Genomic DNA, 13,920 nt, shown 5'->3' on the forward strand with positions numbered 1-13,920 from the left:
GCCGCGGCTCAGCCATTGCCCGAAGTCAGCTGCCGCAATTGTTCCAGCAGCTTCGCGGCCGGCGCCGGCAGGATGCCTTGCCGGCGCCGGTAGACCGCCAGCCGGCGCGGCGCCTGCGCGCCTTCGATGGGCAGGGGCAGGATCATGCCGGCCTTTTGCTCGGCCTCGTACATCGGCGCGGCCATCCAGCTGAGGAAGCCCGCGCGTGCCACCAGCGCCTTGAGCGCAATGATCGAGCGGGTTTCGGCGACGATCTCCGGCGGCGGCAGCCCGGCCCGCGCAAACAGCCGCTGCAGTTCGTCGAATGGTGCCGTGCCGCGCGGCGGCATGACCCAGCGGCAGCCAGCCGTATCCGCCAGCCGCAGCGCCGGCCGGCCCAGCAGCGGATGCCCGGCGGCGGCGACCACGAAGCTGCTGTCGCTCCAGCCCACATCCGCCACGGCACAGATTTCCTCGTTCTCGGGCAAGGCAATGCCGATGGCGAGGTCGATCTCGCGCCGCAACAGCGCATCGGCCAGGAAGTCTCCCACGCCTTCGACGATGCGCACGCGCAGCCCGGGCCAGCGCGCCAGCACCGCCTCGATCGCCTCCGGCAGCACCACGCTGGCCACGCTGGCAACGGCGCCCACGCGGATGGTGCCGGCCGCCAGCCCGCGCAGCGCGCGCACGGCCTCGGTGGCGTGCTCGGCTTCGTGGCGCAAAAGGTTGGCGTGCGGCAGCAGAGCCTCGCCGCAGGCGGTCAGCACCATGCCGGTGGCATACCGTTCGAACAGCGGCGCATCCAGCTGCGCTTCCAGCCGCTGGATGGTGCGGCTCAGCGCCGGCTGGGTCACATTCAGCTGTGCGGCGGCGCGGCCCAGGCTGCCGTGTTCGCACACCGCAAGAAAGGCGAGAAGCTGGCGCAGATCGAGGGTCATGCCGAATCGTAATGACTTTGCCCCGAAACGGCAATTTCAGGGCAAGGCGGTATTGACCATACTGGCCGGCAAGATTTACTTCCGATCCCGCACTGGAGCCTCCACGACCATGGCCAGTTCCGCCTCGCCTGCCGCTTCCGCCGATCCGACCACCGTGCGCACTGCAGTGCTGGACCTGCTGCGCGCGTTCGGCATGACCACCATCTTCGGCAATCCCGGCTCCACCGAGTTGCCGCTGTTCCTCGATTTCCCCGACGACTGCCGCTATATCCTCGGCCTGCAGGAGTCCGTGGCGGTCGGCATGGCCGATGGCTATGCCCAGGCCACCCGCAATGCGGCCTTCGTCAACCTGCATTCGGCGGCCGGCGTCGGCCATGCCATGGGCAGCATCTTCACGGCCCACAAGAACCGCACCCCGATGGTGATCACGGCCGGGCAGCAGGCGCGCTCGATCCTGCCGTTCGAACCCTTCCTGTTTTCAGCCCAGGCCACCGAACTGCCCAAGCCCTATGTGAAATGGAGTTGCGAGCCGGCGCGGGCGGAAGACGTGCCGCTGGCGATTGCCCGCGGCTACTACATCGCCATGCAGCCGCCGCGCGGGCCGGTGCTGATCTCGGTGCCTGCCGATGACTGGGCCCGGCCGTGCGAGCCGGTGCTGCCGCGCACGGTCAGCACCGAGAGCCGCGTGCAGCCGGCACTGCTGGCGCAGATCAGCGATGCGCTCGATGCCAGCCGCCGGCCAGCGTTCGTGGTGGGCGCGGCGGTGGACCGCGACGGCGCCTGGGACGATGTGGTGCGCCTGGCCGAACGGCACCAGGCTGCGGTGTGGGTGGCGCCGATGTCGGGGCGCTGCGGCTTTCCGGAAGACCACCCGCTGTTTGCCGGCTTCCTGCCGGCGATGCGCGAGAAGATCGTCGGGCTGCTGGCGGGCCACGACCTTGTGTTCGCGCTGGGCGCGGCGGCCTTCACCTACCACGTCGAGGGGTTTGGTCCCCATGCGCCGCCCGGGGCCCAGGTGGTGCAGCTGATCGATGATCCGAATATCGCCGCATGGGCGCCGGTGGGCACGGCCGCGGTCGGCAGCATCCGCCAGGGCGTGGCCGACCTGCTGGCGCGCCCGGCGCCGCCGCGGCGCGAAGCGCCGCGCCCGCGCGTGCCGGCGCCGCGCGCCGAGCCCGGTGCGCCGATGAGCGTCGCCTATGTCCTGCAGACGCTGGCGGAACTGCGTGACCCCGATTCCATCGTGGTTGAAGAAGCGCCCAGCGCGCGTCCGGTGATGCATCGCTACCTGCCCATCCTGCGCAGCGAGACCTTCTATACGATGTGCAGCGGCGGGCTTGGCTACGGCCTGCCCGCGGCAGTGGGCGTCGCGCTGGGCAAGCCTGGGCGCAAGGTGATCGGGCTGGTTGGCGACGGCTCCAGCATGTATTCGATCCAGGCGCTGTGGAGTGCCGCGCAGCTGGGCCTGCCGATCACGTTCATTGTGCTCAACAACCGGCGCTACGCTGCCCTGCAGGAGTTTGCGCCGACCTTCGGCTTTGGCAGCGGCGATCCGCTGGTCGGCACGGCCTTGCCCGACCTGGATTTCGTGTCGATCGCGCGCGGGCACGGTTGCGAGGCGGTGCGGGTGACCGACGCAGGCGCATTGCGCGAAACGCTGGCGACGGCCCTGCGGACGCGCGCGCCGACCGTGGTGGAGGTTGCGGTGGCCTGAGCCGCCGCTGCAGACGACAGACGAAAGACCATTCCAGGAGACCCTACGATGCAAAGCATCGCGATGCTGATCAACGGCGAGCGCACGCAGGCCGCCAACGGTGCCACCTTCGAGCGCCGCAACCCGCTTGACCACAGCGTGGCCACGCGCGCGCCCGCCGCCACGGCCGCCGACGCGCTGGCTGCGGCCGACGCTGCCGCGCGCGCCTTTCCCGCCTGGCGCGACACCGGTCCGGGCGAACGGCGCGCATTGCTGATGCGTGCCGCGCAGGCACTCGACGGCAAGGCCGAGGCGATCACCGCCGCGATGGCGGCGGAGACGGGCGCGTCGGCGATGTGGGCCGGCTTCAATGTGCACCTTGCGGTCGGCATGCTGCAGGAGGCGGCCGCGCTGACCACGCAGATCAACGGCGAGGTAATCCCCTCCGACGTGCCCGGCAGCCTGGCCATGGCGGTGCGGCAGGGTGCGGGCGTAGTGCTGGGCATCGCACCGTGGAATGCGCCGGTGATCCTGGGCGTGCGCGCCGTGGCCACGGCGCTGGCGTGCGGCAACACGGTCATCCTGAAGGGTTCCGAGATCTGCCCGGCCACGCATGGCCTGATCGTCGATGCACTCGCGCAGGCGGGCTTTCCGCCGGGCGTGGTCAACTTCGTCACCAACGCCCCGGCCGATGCCGCCGCGGTGGTCGAGGCCATCATCGCCCACCCGGCCGTGCGCCGCATCAACTTCACCGGCTCAACCCGCGTGGGCCGGCTGATCGCGCAGACCTGCGCGCGCTACCTCAAGCCCGTGGTGCTGGAACTCGGCGGCAAGGCGCCGCTGGTGGTGCTCGACGATGCGGACCTGGACGCCGCGGTGGATGGCGCCATCTTCGGCGCCTTCGCCAACTCGGGCCAGATCTGCATGTCCACCGAGCGCATCGTGGTGGATGCCAGCATCGCCGACGCCTTCGTGGCGCGCTTTGCCGCGCGTGCCGCCGCCTTGCCGCTGGCGGATCCGCGCACCGGCCCGGCGGTGCTGGGCTCGGTGGTCGACATGAGCACGGTCGAACGCTGCAACGCGATGATCGACGATGCGCTGGCCAAGGGGGCGCGGCTGGTCTGCGGCGGCAAGGCCGCGGACACGCTGATGCAGGCGACGGTGCTGGATCACGTGACGCCGGACATGGAAATCTATCGCGAGGAGTCGTTCGGGCCGGTCAAGGCCGTGGTGCGCGTGCAGGGCGTGGAAGCGGCCATCGCCTGCGCCAACGATTCGGCCTACGGGTTGTCGGCCGCGGTGTTCGGCGGCGACGTCGCGCGCGCGATGCGGGTGGCGAGCCGCATCGAATCCGGCATCTGCCACGTCAACGGCCCGACCGTGCACGACGAGGCGCAGATGCCGTTCGGCGGCGTCAAGGCGAGCGGCTATGGCCGCTTCGGCGGCAAGGCCGGGATCGATGCTTTCACCGAACTGCGCTGGATCACGGTGCAGACCACGCCCCGGCAATATCCGTTCTGAGCGGCGCCGCAGAGCGCCCCGGCAGGCAGTACCAAATCATGAAACAGGAGACAACCATCATGCGATTCCCCCACCGTATTGCGCGCCCCGTTTGCGCGGCACTGTGCGCACTGGGCCTGCTGGCCGTAGTGAGTGCGCCCGCCGCCGCGCAGGCGTGGCCGGACAAGCCGATCCGCCTGGTCGTCAATTTCCCGGCCGGCGGCGCCGCGGATACGCTGGCGCGCGGCATCTCGCCCGGGCTGTCAGAGGCGCTGAAGCGCCCGGTGGTGGTCGACAACCGCCCCGGCGCCAACGGCATCGTCGGCGGCGACGTCGTGGCCAAGGCGCCGGCCGATGGCTATACCTTCCTGCTGACCTCGGGCGGCGCGGTGGCCATCGATCCCTTCCTCTACAAGAAGATGCCCTACGACCCGCTCAAGGATCTGACCCCGGTCGCGTCGGTGGCGCTGGTGCGGGTCTACCTGCTGGTGCATCCGTCGGTGCCGGCGAAGACGCTGGACGCGTTCATCGCCTATGTGCGCGAGCATCCGGGCAAGCTCAGCTACGGCTCGGCGGGCAACGGCAGCACGCCCCATATCGCCGCCGAGATGTTCAAGCGCGCCGGCAAGCTCGACGCCGTGCACGTGCCTTACAAGGGTGCCGCGCCGGCATTGAGCGACCTGCTGGCAGGCCAGGTGCAGTTCATGTTCGATCCGGGCCCCGGCCTGCAGCACGTGGCCAGCGGCAAGCTCAGGCTGCTGGCGGTGGCCAGCACGAAGCGCGCGGCGCAATACCCCGACGCGCCGACGCTGGCTGAAGCCGGCCTGCAGGATGTGGACGGCGACTCGACCTTCGGCGTCTATGCACCTGTGGGCACGCCGCCGGCCATCGTCGAACGCATGAACCGCGAGATCAACCGCACGCTTGCCGGCGCGCAGTTGCAGGAGAACGTCAACAAGCTGGGCGGTGCGGTGGCGCCGCTGAGCATCCAGGCGTTTGCCGAGCGGCAGAATGCGGATCGTGCGCGCTACGGGAAGTTCATCCGGCAGGCGGGGATTACGGTGGACTGAGGTGAGAAGAGGGCAGCCAGGGGATTCGAATTGCCGCTTGGGTGCTCCCTCTCCCGCTTGCGGGAGAGGGTTGGGGTGAGGGCAGGAATTTCCACGAAGTTCAGGCTGGTGGTATGCCACGGCCTGCCCTCACCCCCTGCCCCTCTCCCGCAAGCGGGAGAGGGGAGCAAACCGGCAGGCGCGTGGGCAGTGATCAGCTTTACTTCGACAACACCTTCATCGCCTGTTCCAGCCCCGCCAGCGTCACCGGATACATCCGGCCCTTCATCAGCTGGTTGATGACCGTGATCGACTGCCGGTACTGCCACAGCCCTTCGGGCTCCGGATTTAGCCAGACGAAGTGCGGGAACTGCTCGGTCATCCGGTTCAGCCACACCGCGCCGGCTTCGGGGTTGTTGTACTCGACCGAGCCGCCCGGCTGCAGGATCTCGTACGGGCTCATGGTGGCGTCGCCGACGAAGATGATCTTGTAGTCGGGCGTGTACTTGTGCAGCAGGTCCCACGTGGCCAGCTTCTCGGCGTGGCGGCGGCGGTTGTTCTTCCACACGTAGTCGTACAGGCAGTTGTGGAAGTAGTAGTACTCCAGGTGCTTGAACTCGGTCTTGGTGGCCGAGAACAGTTCTTCCACGCGCTTGATGTGGTCGTCCATCGAGCCGCCCACGTCCATCAGCATCAGCACCTTGACCTTGTTGTGGCGCTCGGGCCGCAGCTTGATGTCGAGCAGGCCGGCATTGGCCGCGGTGGAGTGGATGGTGTCGTCCAGGTCCAGCTCGGTGTCGGCGCCTTCGCGCGCGAAGCGGCGCAGCCGGCGCAGCGCGACCTTGATGTTGCGCGTGCCGAGCTCGACCTGGTCGTCATAGTCCTTGTAGGCGCGCGCTTCCCACACCTTGATCGCGGTGCGGTTGCCCTTGGACGGGCCGCCGATGCGGATGCCCTCGGGGTTGTAGCCGCCGTGGCCGAAGGGCGAGGTGCCGCCCGTGCCGATCCACTTGTTGCCGCCCTCGTGCTTTTCCTTCTGCTCCTCGAGCAGCTGCTTGAGGCGCTCCATCAGCTTGTCGAGGCCGCCCATGGCCTCGATCTTGGCCTTTTCCTCGGGCGAGAGTTCGCGCTCCAGCGTCTTCTGCAGCCAGTCGAGCGGGATGTCGGACTTCCAGTCGACCAGGCTCTCGACGCCCTTGAAATAGGCGGCGAAGGTCTGGTCGAACTTGTCGAAGTGCTTCTCGTCCTTGACCAGCGTCATCCGCGACAGGTAGTAGAACTCGTCGATCGACGGCGAGATGACCTGCGCCTTGAGCGCTTCCAGCATGGTCAGGTATTCCTTGACCGAGACCGGCAGCTTGGCGTGGCGCAGCGAGAAGAAGAAATCGATCAGCATGATGCCTCGCTTTCAGTCGGGGGCCGCGTCAGCGCGGACGGTCGAGCTGGAATTGCAGGTGTTGCCGCACCGCCGGCCATTCGCTGGCGATGATCGAGAACACCACGGTGTCGCGCAGCGAGCCGTCCGGCATGCGCTGGTGGTTGCGCAGCACGCCGTCCTGCTTGGCGCCCAGGCGCGCGATGGCGGCGCGGCTCTGCTGGTTCATCCAGTGCGTGCGGAATTCCACGGCAATGCAGTCGAGCTGGCCGAAGGCATGGCCCAGCAGCATCAGCTTGCATTCCGTGTTCAGCGGCGTGCGCTGGACGCGGCCTGCATACCAGGTCGAGCCGATCTCCACGCGCCGGTTGGCCGCGTCGATGTTCATGTAGGTGGTCATGCCCGCCAGCTCGCCGGCGGCGTCGCGCACCGCGAACGGCAGCATCGAGCCCTGCTGCTGCAGGCCCAGGCGCCGCGCGATCTCGGCTTCCATGCGCTCGGGCGCCGGCACGCTGGTGTACCACAGCTTGTACAGCTCGCCGTCGGCACAGGCGGCGCGCAGGCCGTCGGCGTGCTCGGCGCGCAGCGGCTCCAGCGTGGCGTGTTTGCCGGCCAGGGTCACGGGTTTGGCAAAAGCGGTCATGGCCGGCGCGCTCAGCGGTTGGCGCGGTTCATGAACACCAGGCGCTCGAACAGGTGCACGTCCTGCTCGTTCTTAAGCAGCGCGCCATGCAGCGGCGGGATCGCGGCCTTCTTGTCCGGGCTCTTCAGTGCCTCGGGCGGGATATCCTCGGCCATCAGCAGCTTGAGCCAGTCGATCAGCTCCGAGGTGGACGGTTTCTTCTTCAGGCCGGGCAGGTTGCGCATCTCGTAGAACGATTCCAGCGCGGCCGCCACCAGCTCGCGCTTGATGCCGGGGTAGTGCACGTCGACGATCTGCTGCATCGTCTCGGTATCGGGGAACTTGATGTAGTGGAAGAAGCAGCGGCGCAGGAAGGCGTCGGGCAGTTCCTTCTCGTTGTTCGAGGTGATGATCACCAGCGGCCGGTGCTTCGCCTTGACCAGCTCGCGCGTCTCGTAGACATAGAACTCCATGCGGTCGAGTTCGCGCAGCAGGTCGTTGGGGAATTCGATGTCGGCCTTGTCGATCTCGTCGATCAGGAGCACGACCTGCTCGTCGGCTTCAAAGGCCTGCCACAGCACGCCCTTGACGATGTAATTGCGGATGTCGTGGACGCGGTCGTCGCCCAGCTGCGAGTCGCGCAGGCGCGACACGGCGTCGTACTCGTACAGGCCCTGCTGCGCCTTGGTGGTCGACTTGATATGCCACTGCAGCAGCGGCATGCCCAGCGCGGCGGCGACTTCCTCGGCCAGCATGGTCTTGCCGGTGCCGGGCTCGCCCTTGATCAGCAGCGGGCGCTGCAGCGTGCGCGCGGCGTTGACGGCCAGCTTGAGGTCGTCGGTCGCAACATACTGGTCGCTGCCCTCGAAACGGACCTGCTGGGCGGTGGAATCTTGGGCGGAAGCGTTGGCGGTGTTTGACATGAGGCAACCTGAGGTGACGGCCTCGGATCGAGGGCCGGGTTGGCGTGCTTGGCGCGGTCTCTTCGCGCTGTCATGCGCGCTTTCGTTTTGGAAACAGGGTCCGGTGCAGGACGCCCGCGCGCTGCTGGCGGCAGCATTCGCGAACGGTCGTGCAGATTCCCGGGATCAGCCAGTATAAAAGACCTTTGCGGTTCGTGTTGGGGCGCGCTGACAGGCCGCCGGCGGCCGGGCCCGGTAGCTGGACTGGCAGGTGCCGGCTGCGGTACAATGCGGCGGTTTGACGCGCCCCCACGTCCAGTTCTCCAGTATCCGGCAGTCCGCGTTCAGAAGTCCCAGCGGCCCTTCCGGGTCGCGGCGATGCGAGAGGTGGTTCCAGAATGGTGTTCCACATCACGGCAACAGACCGGATGCGACATGTCTGGCGGGTTGCACCTCGGCAATCAGACTGGCTGCCCTGGTTTTCCCCCAGCAGCATTCTGAAACCGTCTCCGCCCGGCAGGGCAGGTCACACGGTTTAACTTCCAATCCGCAAAGACAATGAAAAAGCTCCTCACGATGGTGGTGCTGGGCGCGGCTGCAACGGCTGCGCAGGCACAGGAAGTCAAGGGCAATGGAGACGCTGCCAGGGACAAGGTTGCAATGTGCATCGGATGCCACGGCATTCCGGGCTACCGTGCGTCATTCCCCGAAGTCTATGAAGTGCCAATGCTGGGCGGCCAGAGCGCCAAGTACATCGAGAACGCGCTCAAGGCCTACCAGAAGGGCGAGCGCAAGCACCCGACCATGCGCAGCATCGCCGCGACGCTGACCGAGCAAGACATCGCCAACGTGGCAGCCTACTACTCGCAGCAGAAGGCCGGCACGCAGAACAATTCCCTCAAGTAAGAGACCCCACATGAAGACGCTCAAGACGCTTTCGTTCGCGCTCGGCGCACTCGTGCTGGGTGCAGCCGCCATGCCGGCCTCGGCCGCCGACCTTGCCAACGGCAAGACGCTGGTGGAAAAGGGCAACTGCGTGGCCTGTCACGGCGCGGGCCTGAACGCCCCGATCTCGCCGGATTATCCCAAGCTGGCCGGCCAGCACGCCGACTACCTGTACCACGCGCTGGCCTCGTACCAGGTGTCGGGCAACCCCTTGGTGGGCCGGTCCAACGCCATCATGGCCGGCCAGGTCAACGCCAACCCGGCCGTGACCGACAAGGACGGCAAGCCGCGCCCCTTCACCCGCAAGGAGCTGAAGGACATCGCTGCCTATATCGAATCGCTGCCGGGCGACCTGATCCTGAAGAAGTAAAGGCGTTCGCGTCAACAAGAGAAAGCCGCTTCCGGGAAGCGGCTTTTTTGTCGCCTCGCGGCCGCGGGGCCGGGGCCCCGCGGCGCTATCAGTTGCCGCTGCCCGACACCAGCCGGCGCTGGCGCACGGATTCGGCCAGGCCCTCGAGCACGCCGACCGAATCGTCCCAGCCGATGCAGGCATCGGTCACGGACTGGCCATAGGTCAGTTCCTCGATCGGCTGGCCCTGCACGTGGTCCTGGCGGCCCGCCACCAGGTGCGATTCGACCATCACGCCGATGATGCGCTGGTCGCCGCCGGCGATCTGGCGGCCGATGTCTGCGCACACCGGGATCTGGTTCTCATGCTTCTTGCTGCTGTTGGCGTGCGAGGCATCGACCATCAGGCGCGAGGCCAGACCGGCCTTGGAGATGGCGTCGCACGCTTCCTGCACGCTGGCCGCGTCGTAATTGGGCGCCTTGCCGCCGCGCAGGATCACGTGGCAGTCCTCGTTGCCCGAGGTCGACACGATCGCCGAGTGGCCGCCCTTGGTCACCGACAGGAAATGGTGCGGCTGCGACGCGGCCTTGATCGCATCGACCGCGATCTTGACGTTGCCGTCGGTGCCGTTCTTGAAGCCCACCGGGCACGACAGTCCCGAGGCCAGCTCGCGGTGCACCTGCGACTCGGTGGTGCGGGCACCGATCGCGCCCCAGCTGACCAGGTCGGCGATATATTGCGGGCTGATCATGTCGAGGTACTCGGTGCCGGTGGGCACGCCCATCTCGCTGATGTTCAGCAGCAGCTCGCGCGCGGTGCGCAGGCCGTCGTTGATCTTGAAGCTGCCGTCCATGTGCGGATCGTTGATCAGCCCCTTCCAGCCCACCGTGGTGCGCGGCTTTTCGAAGTACACGCGCATCACCACTTCCAGCTCGCCGGCGAAACGCTCGCGCTGCACCTTGAGCAGCTTGGCGTATTCCAGCGCGGCGCGGGTATCGTGGATCGAGCACGGGCCGATGATGACGATCAGGCGGTCATCCATGCCGTGCAGGATGCGGTGCATGGCCTGGCGCGCGCCGTAGATCACGTCCGAAGCCTGTTCGGAGCAGCCGAACTCGCGGATCAGGTGCGCGGGCGGCAGCAGTTCCTTGAGTTCGCGAATGCGCAGGTCGTCGGTGTTCTTCAGCATGATGGCTCCAGGATTCTTGTGAGGTCGTGAGTCTGTGGGGGAAACAATCGGGCATAAAAAAACCGCCAGGGTCGCTGGCGGTTTCTTTTGTATTCAGGGCGCTGCTTACAGCCGTCCCTCTCTATCCGCCAGCGGTGTGAGATCGCTAAAAAAGTAAAAGTAAAACTTGGCGGACATGGCGGAAAAAGACGTTGGCTTGGGTCAGCTTGAATCGATTTTCTTCGCGGGCGCTGAATTTATGCTGCACTGCGTGGCAGAAAGGCAGGAAATTGCGCGCCGGTCGGTCAATTTTCGCCGCGCATCGGTTGCTTGTCGCGCGACGAAGCATCTTTATAGCGCCTTTTGCCGGGGTTGGCAAGTGTCGATGACGCCATGCGGTGCGCTGGCGCACCGATCGCCGGCGGCTTGCAGCGATACCGCGCAAGCCTTGTGCCGCCGTTGCTTTTCGGCTTTCCCCCCCATGTCCGGGGGCTATATTGGAACCGGGGAGCAGTGCGCACGGGGAGGTGCATCATGAGCGTCGATGAAGCGAGGCTGAATGCCTTCATGGAAAAATTCGTCAACGATATCGGCGCGGTGATGCATGCCGCGACCGTGGTCGTCGGCGATGAACTCGGCCTGTACAAGGCCCTGGCGGAAAAAGCAATGACCGCCGAAGTGCTGGCGGCAAAGACCCATACCGACGAACGCTACCTGCGCGAATGGCTGTCGGCCCAGGCGGCCAGCGGTTACGTCGACTATGACCCGGCGTCCGGCCAGTTCAGCCTGAACGAGGAGCAGGCCTATGCGCTGGCGCAGGAGGGCAGTCCGGCCTTCATCCCCGGCGCGTTCCAGATCGCAGTGGCGCAGTTCCGCGCCATCCCGAAGATGATCGATATCTTCCGCAACGGCCGCGGGCTGGGCTGGCACGAGCATGATCCCGCGCTGTTCCACGGCACCGAGCGTTTCTTCCGGCCCGGCTACTCGGCGCACCTCGTTTCCGAATGGATTCCCGCGCTGGACGGCATGGAGGCGCGGCTCAGGGCCGGCGCGACGGTGGCGGACGTGGGCTGCGGCCATGGGGCCTCGACCATCATCATGGCGCAGGCGTTTCCGGCATCGCGCTTTATCGGCTTTGACTACCACGAGCCTTCGGTGCGCCATGCCACTGAAGCCGCGCGCCGCGCCGGCGTGGCCGAGCGTGTGCGCTTCGAAGTGGCCAGCGCCAAAGACTTTGGCGGCAAGGACTATGACCTGGTAGCGGTGTTCGACTGCTTGCACGACATGGGCGATCCGGTCGGCGCTGCGCGCCACGTGCGCGAGACCCTGCGCGCCGATGGCACGTGGATGATCGTGGAGCCGTTTGCCAACGACACGCTGGAGCAGAACCTGAATCCGGTGGGCCGGGTGTTCTATTCCGCGTCCACCTTTATCTGCACGCCGGCGTCGCGCTCGCAGGAAGTCGGCTTGTGCCTGGGCGCGCAGGCGGGCGAGGCGCGCATGCGCGGGGTGGCGGAGCGGGCCGGCTTCCGCAGCTTCCGCCGCGCGGCGCAGACGCCGTTCAACCTGGTGTACGAGGTGCGGCCGTAAGTGTGATTGCCGATTGCGCTTGCGGCAGGCTCCCCTACCTAGGAACCTTCGCTAACCCATTGTTTTTACTGGCACGAGAGCCAGACCATGTTTCAGCGCGAGCTTGCGCAGTACGCACTGTTCGGACTGCGCGGCGCGGGCCTGGTAATGCCGCAGGCCTTTTTCGACGTAGTCTGCGCCCTTGACCATGGTCTGCCAGAACAAGGCAGCGAGCTTGCGGGCGAGCGCCTTGTTGGCGATGAGTCCGCCCCGGCGGGCCTTGAGGCGGCGATAGAAGCCGCCCAGGGCCTTGTCTACGCTGTTGGCCAGGCTGCGTGCCATGTGGCAGAACAGTTCACCGGTGCGGTTGCGGTGGCGGGACTGGTGGCCATGGCGCTTGCCACTCTGATGGGCGCCGGGGGCGAGCCCGGTCCACGCCGTGAAGTGTTTTTCGCTGGGCCAACGGCTCAAGTCGGTGCCGACCTCGCCGATGACCAGCAGCAGCGAGTAGTCGGCCAGCCCCGGCAGTTGGGTGGGATCATTGCCGCCGCACAGTTGCAGCAGCATGCGGTGCAGGCCGTCGATCTTGGGCGTATGCGTGCCACCCGGCTTGGCCGGCGAGGCCGCCGGATCGTCGTCACGGTGCGGGCCGCTGAGCTCGTGCAGCACCTGTTCAATCGCGCGATCGCATTCGGCGATCTGGTGTTGGTAGAACTGCCACCCCTCAAAGGCTTGGCGTAGGGCAAACAGATGTTCGTCCTTCCACATGCCGCGCAACGATTCCTTGACCCGATCGGCCTTGTGCTTGCGGATTTGCACGTCGCATAGCGTCAGCAGGCAGGCGGGATCGCGCTGACCGGCCAGGATGGCCTCGATGACCTTGAGCCCACTGACACCGGTGAGGTCGCTGATGACCGCATGGAACTTGATGTTCATGCGCTCGAGCGCCTTTTGCATGTGTTGCACGTGGCTAGCGGCCATCGTGATGTGATCCTGGCGCAGGCGCAAATAGTCCTGCAGCCGGCGGATGGCGGCCGGGGGCACGAAGCCGGAGTGCAGCAGACCGTGCGCATGCAGCGTGGCCAGCCACTGACAGTCGGCCATGTCGGTCTTGCGTCCGGGCAGATTGCGTACCTGCCGGCCATTGACCACCAGAACCGTGATGCCGGCGGCCTCGAGCGCGCCGTACAGGTATAGCCAGTACACCCCGGTCGCCTCCATGGCCACCGAGCGCACGCCTTCATCACGCAGCCAGTTGATCAGCATCGACACGTCTTGGGTCATGGTGCCAAAGACCCGTGGCGTGTCACCCGCGATGGACACGTGCAACTTCTGGCTGCCCACGTCGATGCCGGTGGCGCGTTCATCCAATATCGGTAGCGTTTTCATCTGCGGCCTCCTCTTGCTCGGAAGGCTCGGCGCCAACGTGCCCGGTAGACACAAAAATGGAAACAAACCTACCTAGCGGGAAGCTAACAACGCTCACCAAACAAGCCGAATGTCATCTGCCGGAGCCAGTCTCTCCCACGGGCGACAGAATGTGCACCAGAGGGGACGCGGCCACACTGCGCGTCATGCCGAGTATCAACCACTGTAGTACTGGTTCCTGGTACGGCAAGTCGGCATGGGCCGCATGCGGCGGTCTCTCCCGCCTGCGGGAGAGGGGTGGGGGTGGGCGTCTACCGAAGCCGCTATGCTGGAAAAAACCGTTGGCCCCGCTTTTTGTGGTTCCTGGCTAAACCACCCCTCACCCCGGCCCTCTCCCCATGAGGGGAGAGGGAGAACACCTTGCTTAGGCTAGCTCGGACGGCTTGGGGCACCCAAAACAGTT

Annotated in this window: 12 protein-coding genes; 6 read left to right on the top strand and 6 right to left on the bottom strand. The window is 66.6% G+C overall.

Annotated elements, in window-relative coordinates; translation table 11 throughout:
• Positions 1-8: 8 nt before the first annotated feature.
• Positions 9-917 carry a LysR family transcriptional regulator gene (locus tag ACREYQ_RS05100; protein ID WP_432259684.1) on the bottom strand — a complete coding sequence of 303 codons (909 nt, stop codon included), beginning with the start codon at positions 915-917 and terminating at the stop codon, positions 9-11.
• A 109-nt stretch (positions 918-1,026) separates the two neighbouring features.
• Here ACREYQ_RS05100 and mdlC point away from each other — a divergent pair, with 109 nt between their 5' ends.
• Genes mdlC through ACREYQ_RS05115 form a run of 3 tightly spaced genes read left to right on the top strand, consistent with a single transcriptional unit; the run spans position 1,027 to position 5,180 of the window.
• The gene (gene mdlC, locus ACREYQ_RS05105; RefSeq protein ID WP_432259685.1) at positions 1,027-2,631 is read left to right on the top strand and encodes a benzoylformate decarboxylase; all 1,605 of its coding nucleotides are present in this window, start codon (positions 1,027-1,029) and stop codon (positions 2,629-2,631) included.
• Positions 2,632-2,679: 48 nt separating this feature from the next.
• Positions 2,680-4,131, top strand: a complete 1,452-nt coding sequence (locus ACREYQ_RS05110) for an aldehyde dehydrogenase (RefSeq protein ID WP_432259686.1) — start codon at positions 2,680-2,682, stop codon at positions 4,129-4,131.
• A gap of 59 nt (positions 4,132-4,190) precedes the next feature.
• A complete protein-coding gene (locus tag ACREYQ_RS05115; protein WP_432259687.1) occupies positions 4,191-5,180 on the top strand; it encodes a Bug family tripartite tricarboxylate transporter substrate binding protein in 990 nt (329 codons plus the stop codon).
• A 199-nt stretch (positions 5,181-5,379) separates the two neighbouring features.
• Here ACREYQ_RS05115 and ACREYQ_RS05120 read toward each other — a convergent pair whose 3' ends face one another.
• From ACREYQ_RS05120 to ACREYQ_RS05130, 3 genes are read right to left on the bottom strand one after another with little or no spacing between them, the layout of a single operon-like run.
• The gene (locus tag ACREYQ_RS05120) at positions 5,380-6,555 is read right to left on the bottom strand and encodes a vWA domain-containing protein (protein WP_432259688.1); all 1,176 of its coding nucleotides are present in this window, start codon (positions 6,553-6,555) and stop codon (positions 5,380-5,382) included.
• A gap of 28 nt (positions 6,556-6,583) precedes the next feature.
• Positions 6,584-7,177, bottom strand: coding sequence for a GNAT family N-acetyltransferase (locus tag ACREYQ_RS05125; protein WP_432259689.1), 594 nt, complete (start codon positions 7,175-7,177; stop codon positions 6,584-6,586).
• Between the two features lie 11 nt (positions 7,178-7,188).
• Positions 7,189-8,079 carry an AAA family ATPase gene (locus ACREYQ_RS05130; RefSeq protein ID WP_432259690.1) on the bottom strand — a complete coding sequence of 297 codons (891 nt, stop codon included), beginning with the start codon at positions 8,077-8,079 and terminating at the stop codon, positions 7,189-7,191.
• A 537-nt stretch (positions 8,080-8,616) separates the two neighbouring features.
• On the opposite strand from ACREYQ_RS05130, the gene ACREYQ_RS05135 reads away from it, so the two are divergent.
• Together ACREYQ_RS05135 and ACREYQ_RS05140 are read left to right on the top strand one after the other, a co-directional pair.
• Complete coding sequence (locus ACREYQ_RS05135) at positions 8,617-8,964, top strand: c-type cytochrome (RefSeq protein ID WP_432259691.1); 348 nt, start codon at positions 8,617-8,619, stop codon at positions 8,962-8,964.
• A gap of 10 nt (positions 8,965-8,974) precedes the next feature.
• Positions 8,975-9,373 carry a c-type cytochrome gene (locus ACREYQ_RS05140; RefSeq protein WP_432259692.1) on the top strand — a complete coding sequence of 133 codons (399 nt, stop codon included), beginning with the start codon at positions 8,975-8,977 and terminating at the stop codon, positions 9,371-9,373.
• A gap of 88 nt (positions 9,374-9,461) precedes the next feature.
• On the opposite strand, the gene aroG is transcribed toward ACREYQ_RS05140, so the two are convergent.
• The gene (gene aroG, locus ACREYQ_RS05145) at positions 9,462-10,541 is read right to left on the bottom strand and encodes a 3-deoxy-7-phosphoheptulonate synthase AroG (protein WP_432259693.1); all 1,080 of its coding nucleotides are present in this window, start codon (positions 10,539-10,541) and stop codon (positions 9,462-9,464) included.
• 513 nt (positions 10,542-11,054) lie between these two features.
• On the opposite strand from aroG, the gene ACREYQ_RS05150 reads away from it, so the two are divergent.
• Entirely contained in the window at positions 11,055-12,110 is a 1,056-nt protein-coding gene (locus tag ACREYQ_RS05150) for a class I SAM-dependent methyltransferase (RefSeq protein WP_432259694.1), read from the top strand.
• A 51-nt stretch (positions 12,111-12,161) separates the two neighbouring features.
• Here ACREYQ_RS05150 and ACREYQ_RS05155 read toward each other — a convergent pair whose 3' ends face one another.
• The gene (locus ACREYQ_RS05155) at positions 12,162-13,478 is read right to left on the bottom strand and encodes an IS110 family transposase (RefSeq protein ID WP_432257995.1); all 1,317 of its coding nucleotides are present in this window, start codon (positions 13,476-13,478) and stop codon (positions 12,162-12,164) included.
• Between the last annotated feature and the right edge of the window lie 442 nt (positions 13,479-13,920).

It is taken from the genome of Cupriavidus sp. TMH.W2, assembly GCF_050847365.1.
In the GTDB taxonomy this organism is placed as follows: Bacteria; Pseudomonadota; Gammaproteobacteria; order Burkholderiales; family Burkholderiaceae; genus Cupriavidus.

Excerpts from the sequence above, each read along its gene's own strand:
- ACREYQ_RS05135 (WP_432259691.1), top strand. The coding sequence starts at position 8,617 with ATGAAAAAGCTCCTCACGATGGTGGTGCTGGGCGCGGCTGCAACGGCT.
- mdlC (WP_432259685.1), top strand. The coding sequence starts at position 1,027 with ATGGCCAGTTCCGCCTCGCCTGCCGCTTCCGCCGATCCGACCACCGTG.
- ACREYQ_RS05140 (WP_432259692.1), top strand. The coding sequence starts at position 8,975 with ATGAAGACGCTCAAGACGCTTTCGTTCGCGCTCGGCGCACTCGTGCTG.
- ACREYQ_RS05120 (WP_432259688.1), bottom strand. The coding sequence starts at position 6,555 with ATGCTGATCGATTTCTTCTTCTCGCTGCGCCACGCCAAGCTGCCGGTC.
- ACREYQ_RS05155 (WP_432257995.1), bottom strand. The coding sequence starts at position 13,478 with ATGAAAACGCTACCGATATTGGATGAACGCGCCACCGGCATCGACGTG.
- aroG (WP_432259693.1), bottom strand. The coding sequence starts at position 10,541 with ATGCTGAAGAACACCGACGACCTGCGCATTCGCGAACTCAAGGAACTG.
- ACREYQ_RS05150 (WP_432259694.1), top strand. The coding sequence starts at position 11,055 with ATGAGCGTCGATGAAGCGAGGCTGAATGCCTTCATGGAAAAATTCGTC.
- ACREYQ_RS05115 (WP_432259687.1), top strand. The coding sequence starts at position 4,191 with ATGCGATTCCCCCACCGTATTGCGCGCCCCGTTTGCGCGGCACTGTGC.
- ACREYQ_RS05110 (WP_432259686.1), top strand. The coding sequence starts at position 2,680 with ATGCAAAGCATCGCGATGCTGATCAACGGCGAGCGCACGCAGGCCGCC.
- ACREYQ_RS05100 (WP_432259684.1), bottom strand. The coding sequence starts at position 917 with ATGACCCTCGATCTGCGCCAGCTTCTCGCCTTTCTTGCGGTGTGCGAA.
- ACREYQ_RS05125 (WP_432259689.1), bottom strand. The coding sequence starts at position 7,177 with ATGACCGCTTTTGCCAAACCCGTGACCCTGGCCGGCAAACACGCCACG.
- ACREYQ_RS05130 (WP_432259690.1), bottom strand. The coding sequence starts at position 8,079 with ATGTCAAACACCGCCAACGCTTCCGCCCAAGATTCCACCGCCCAGCAG.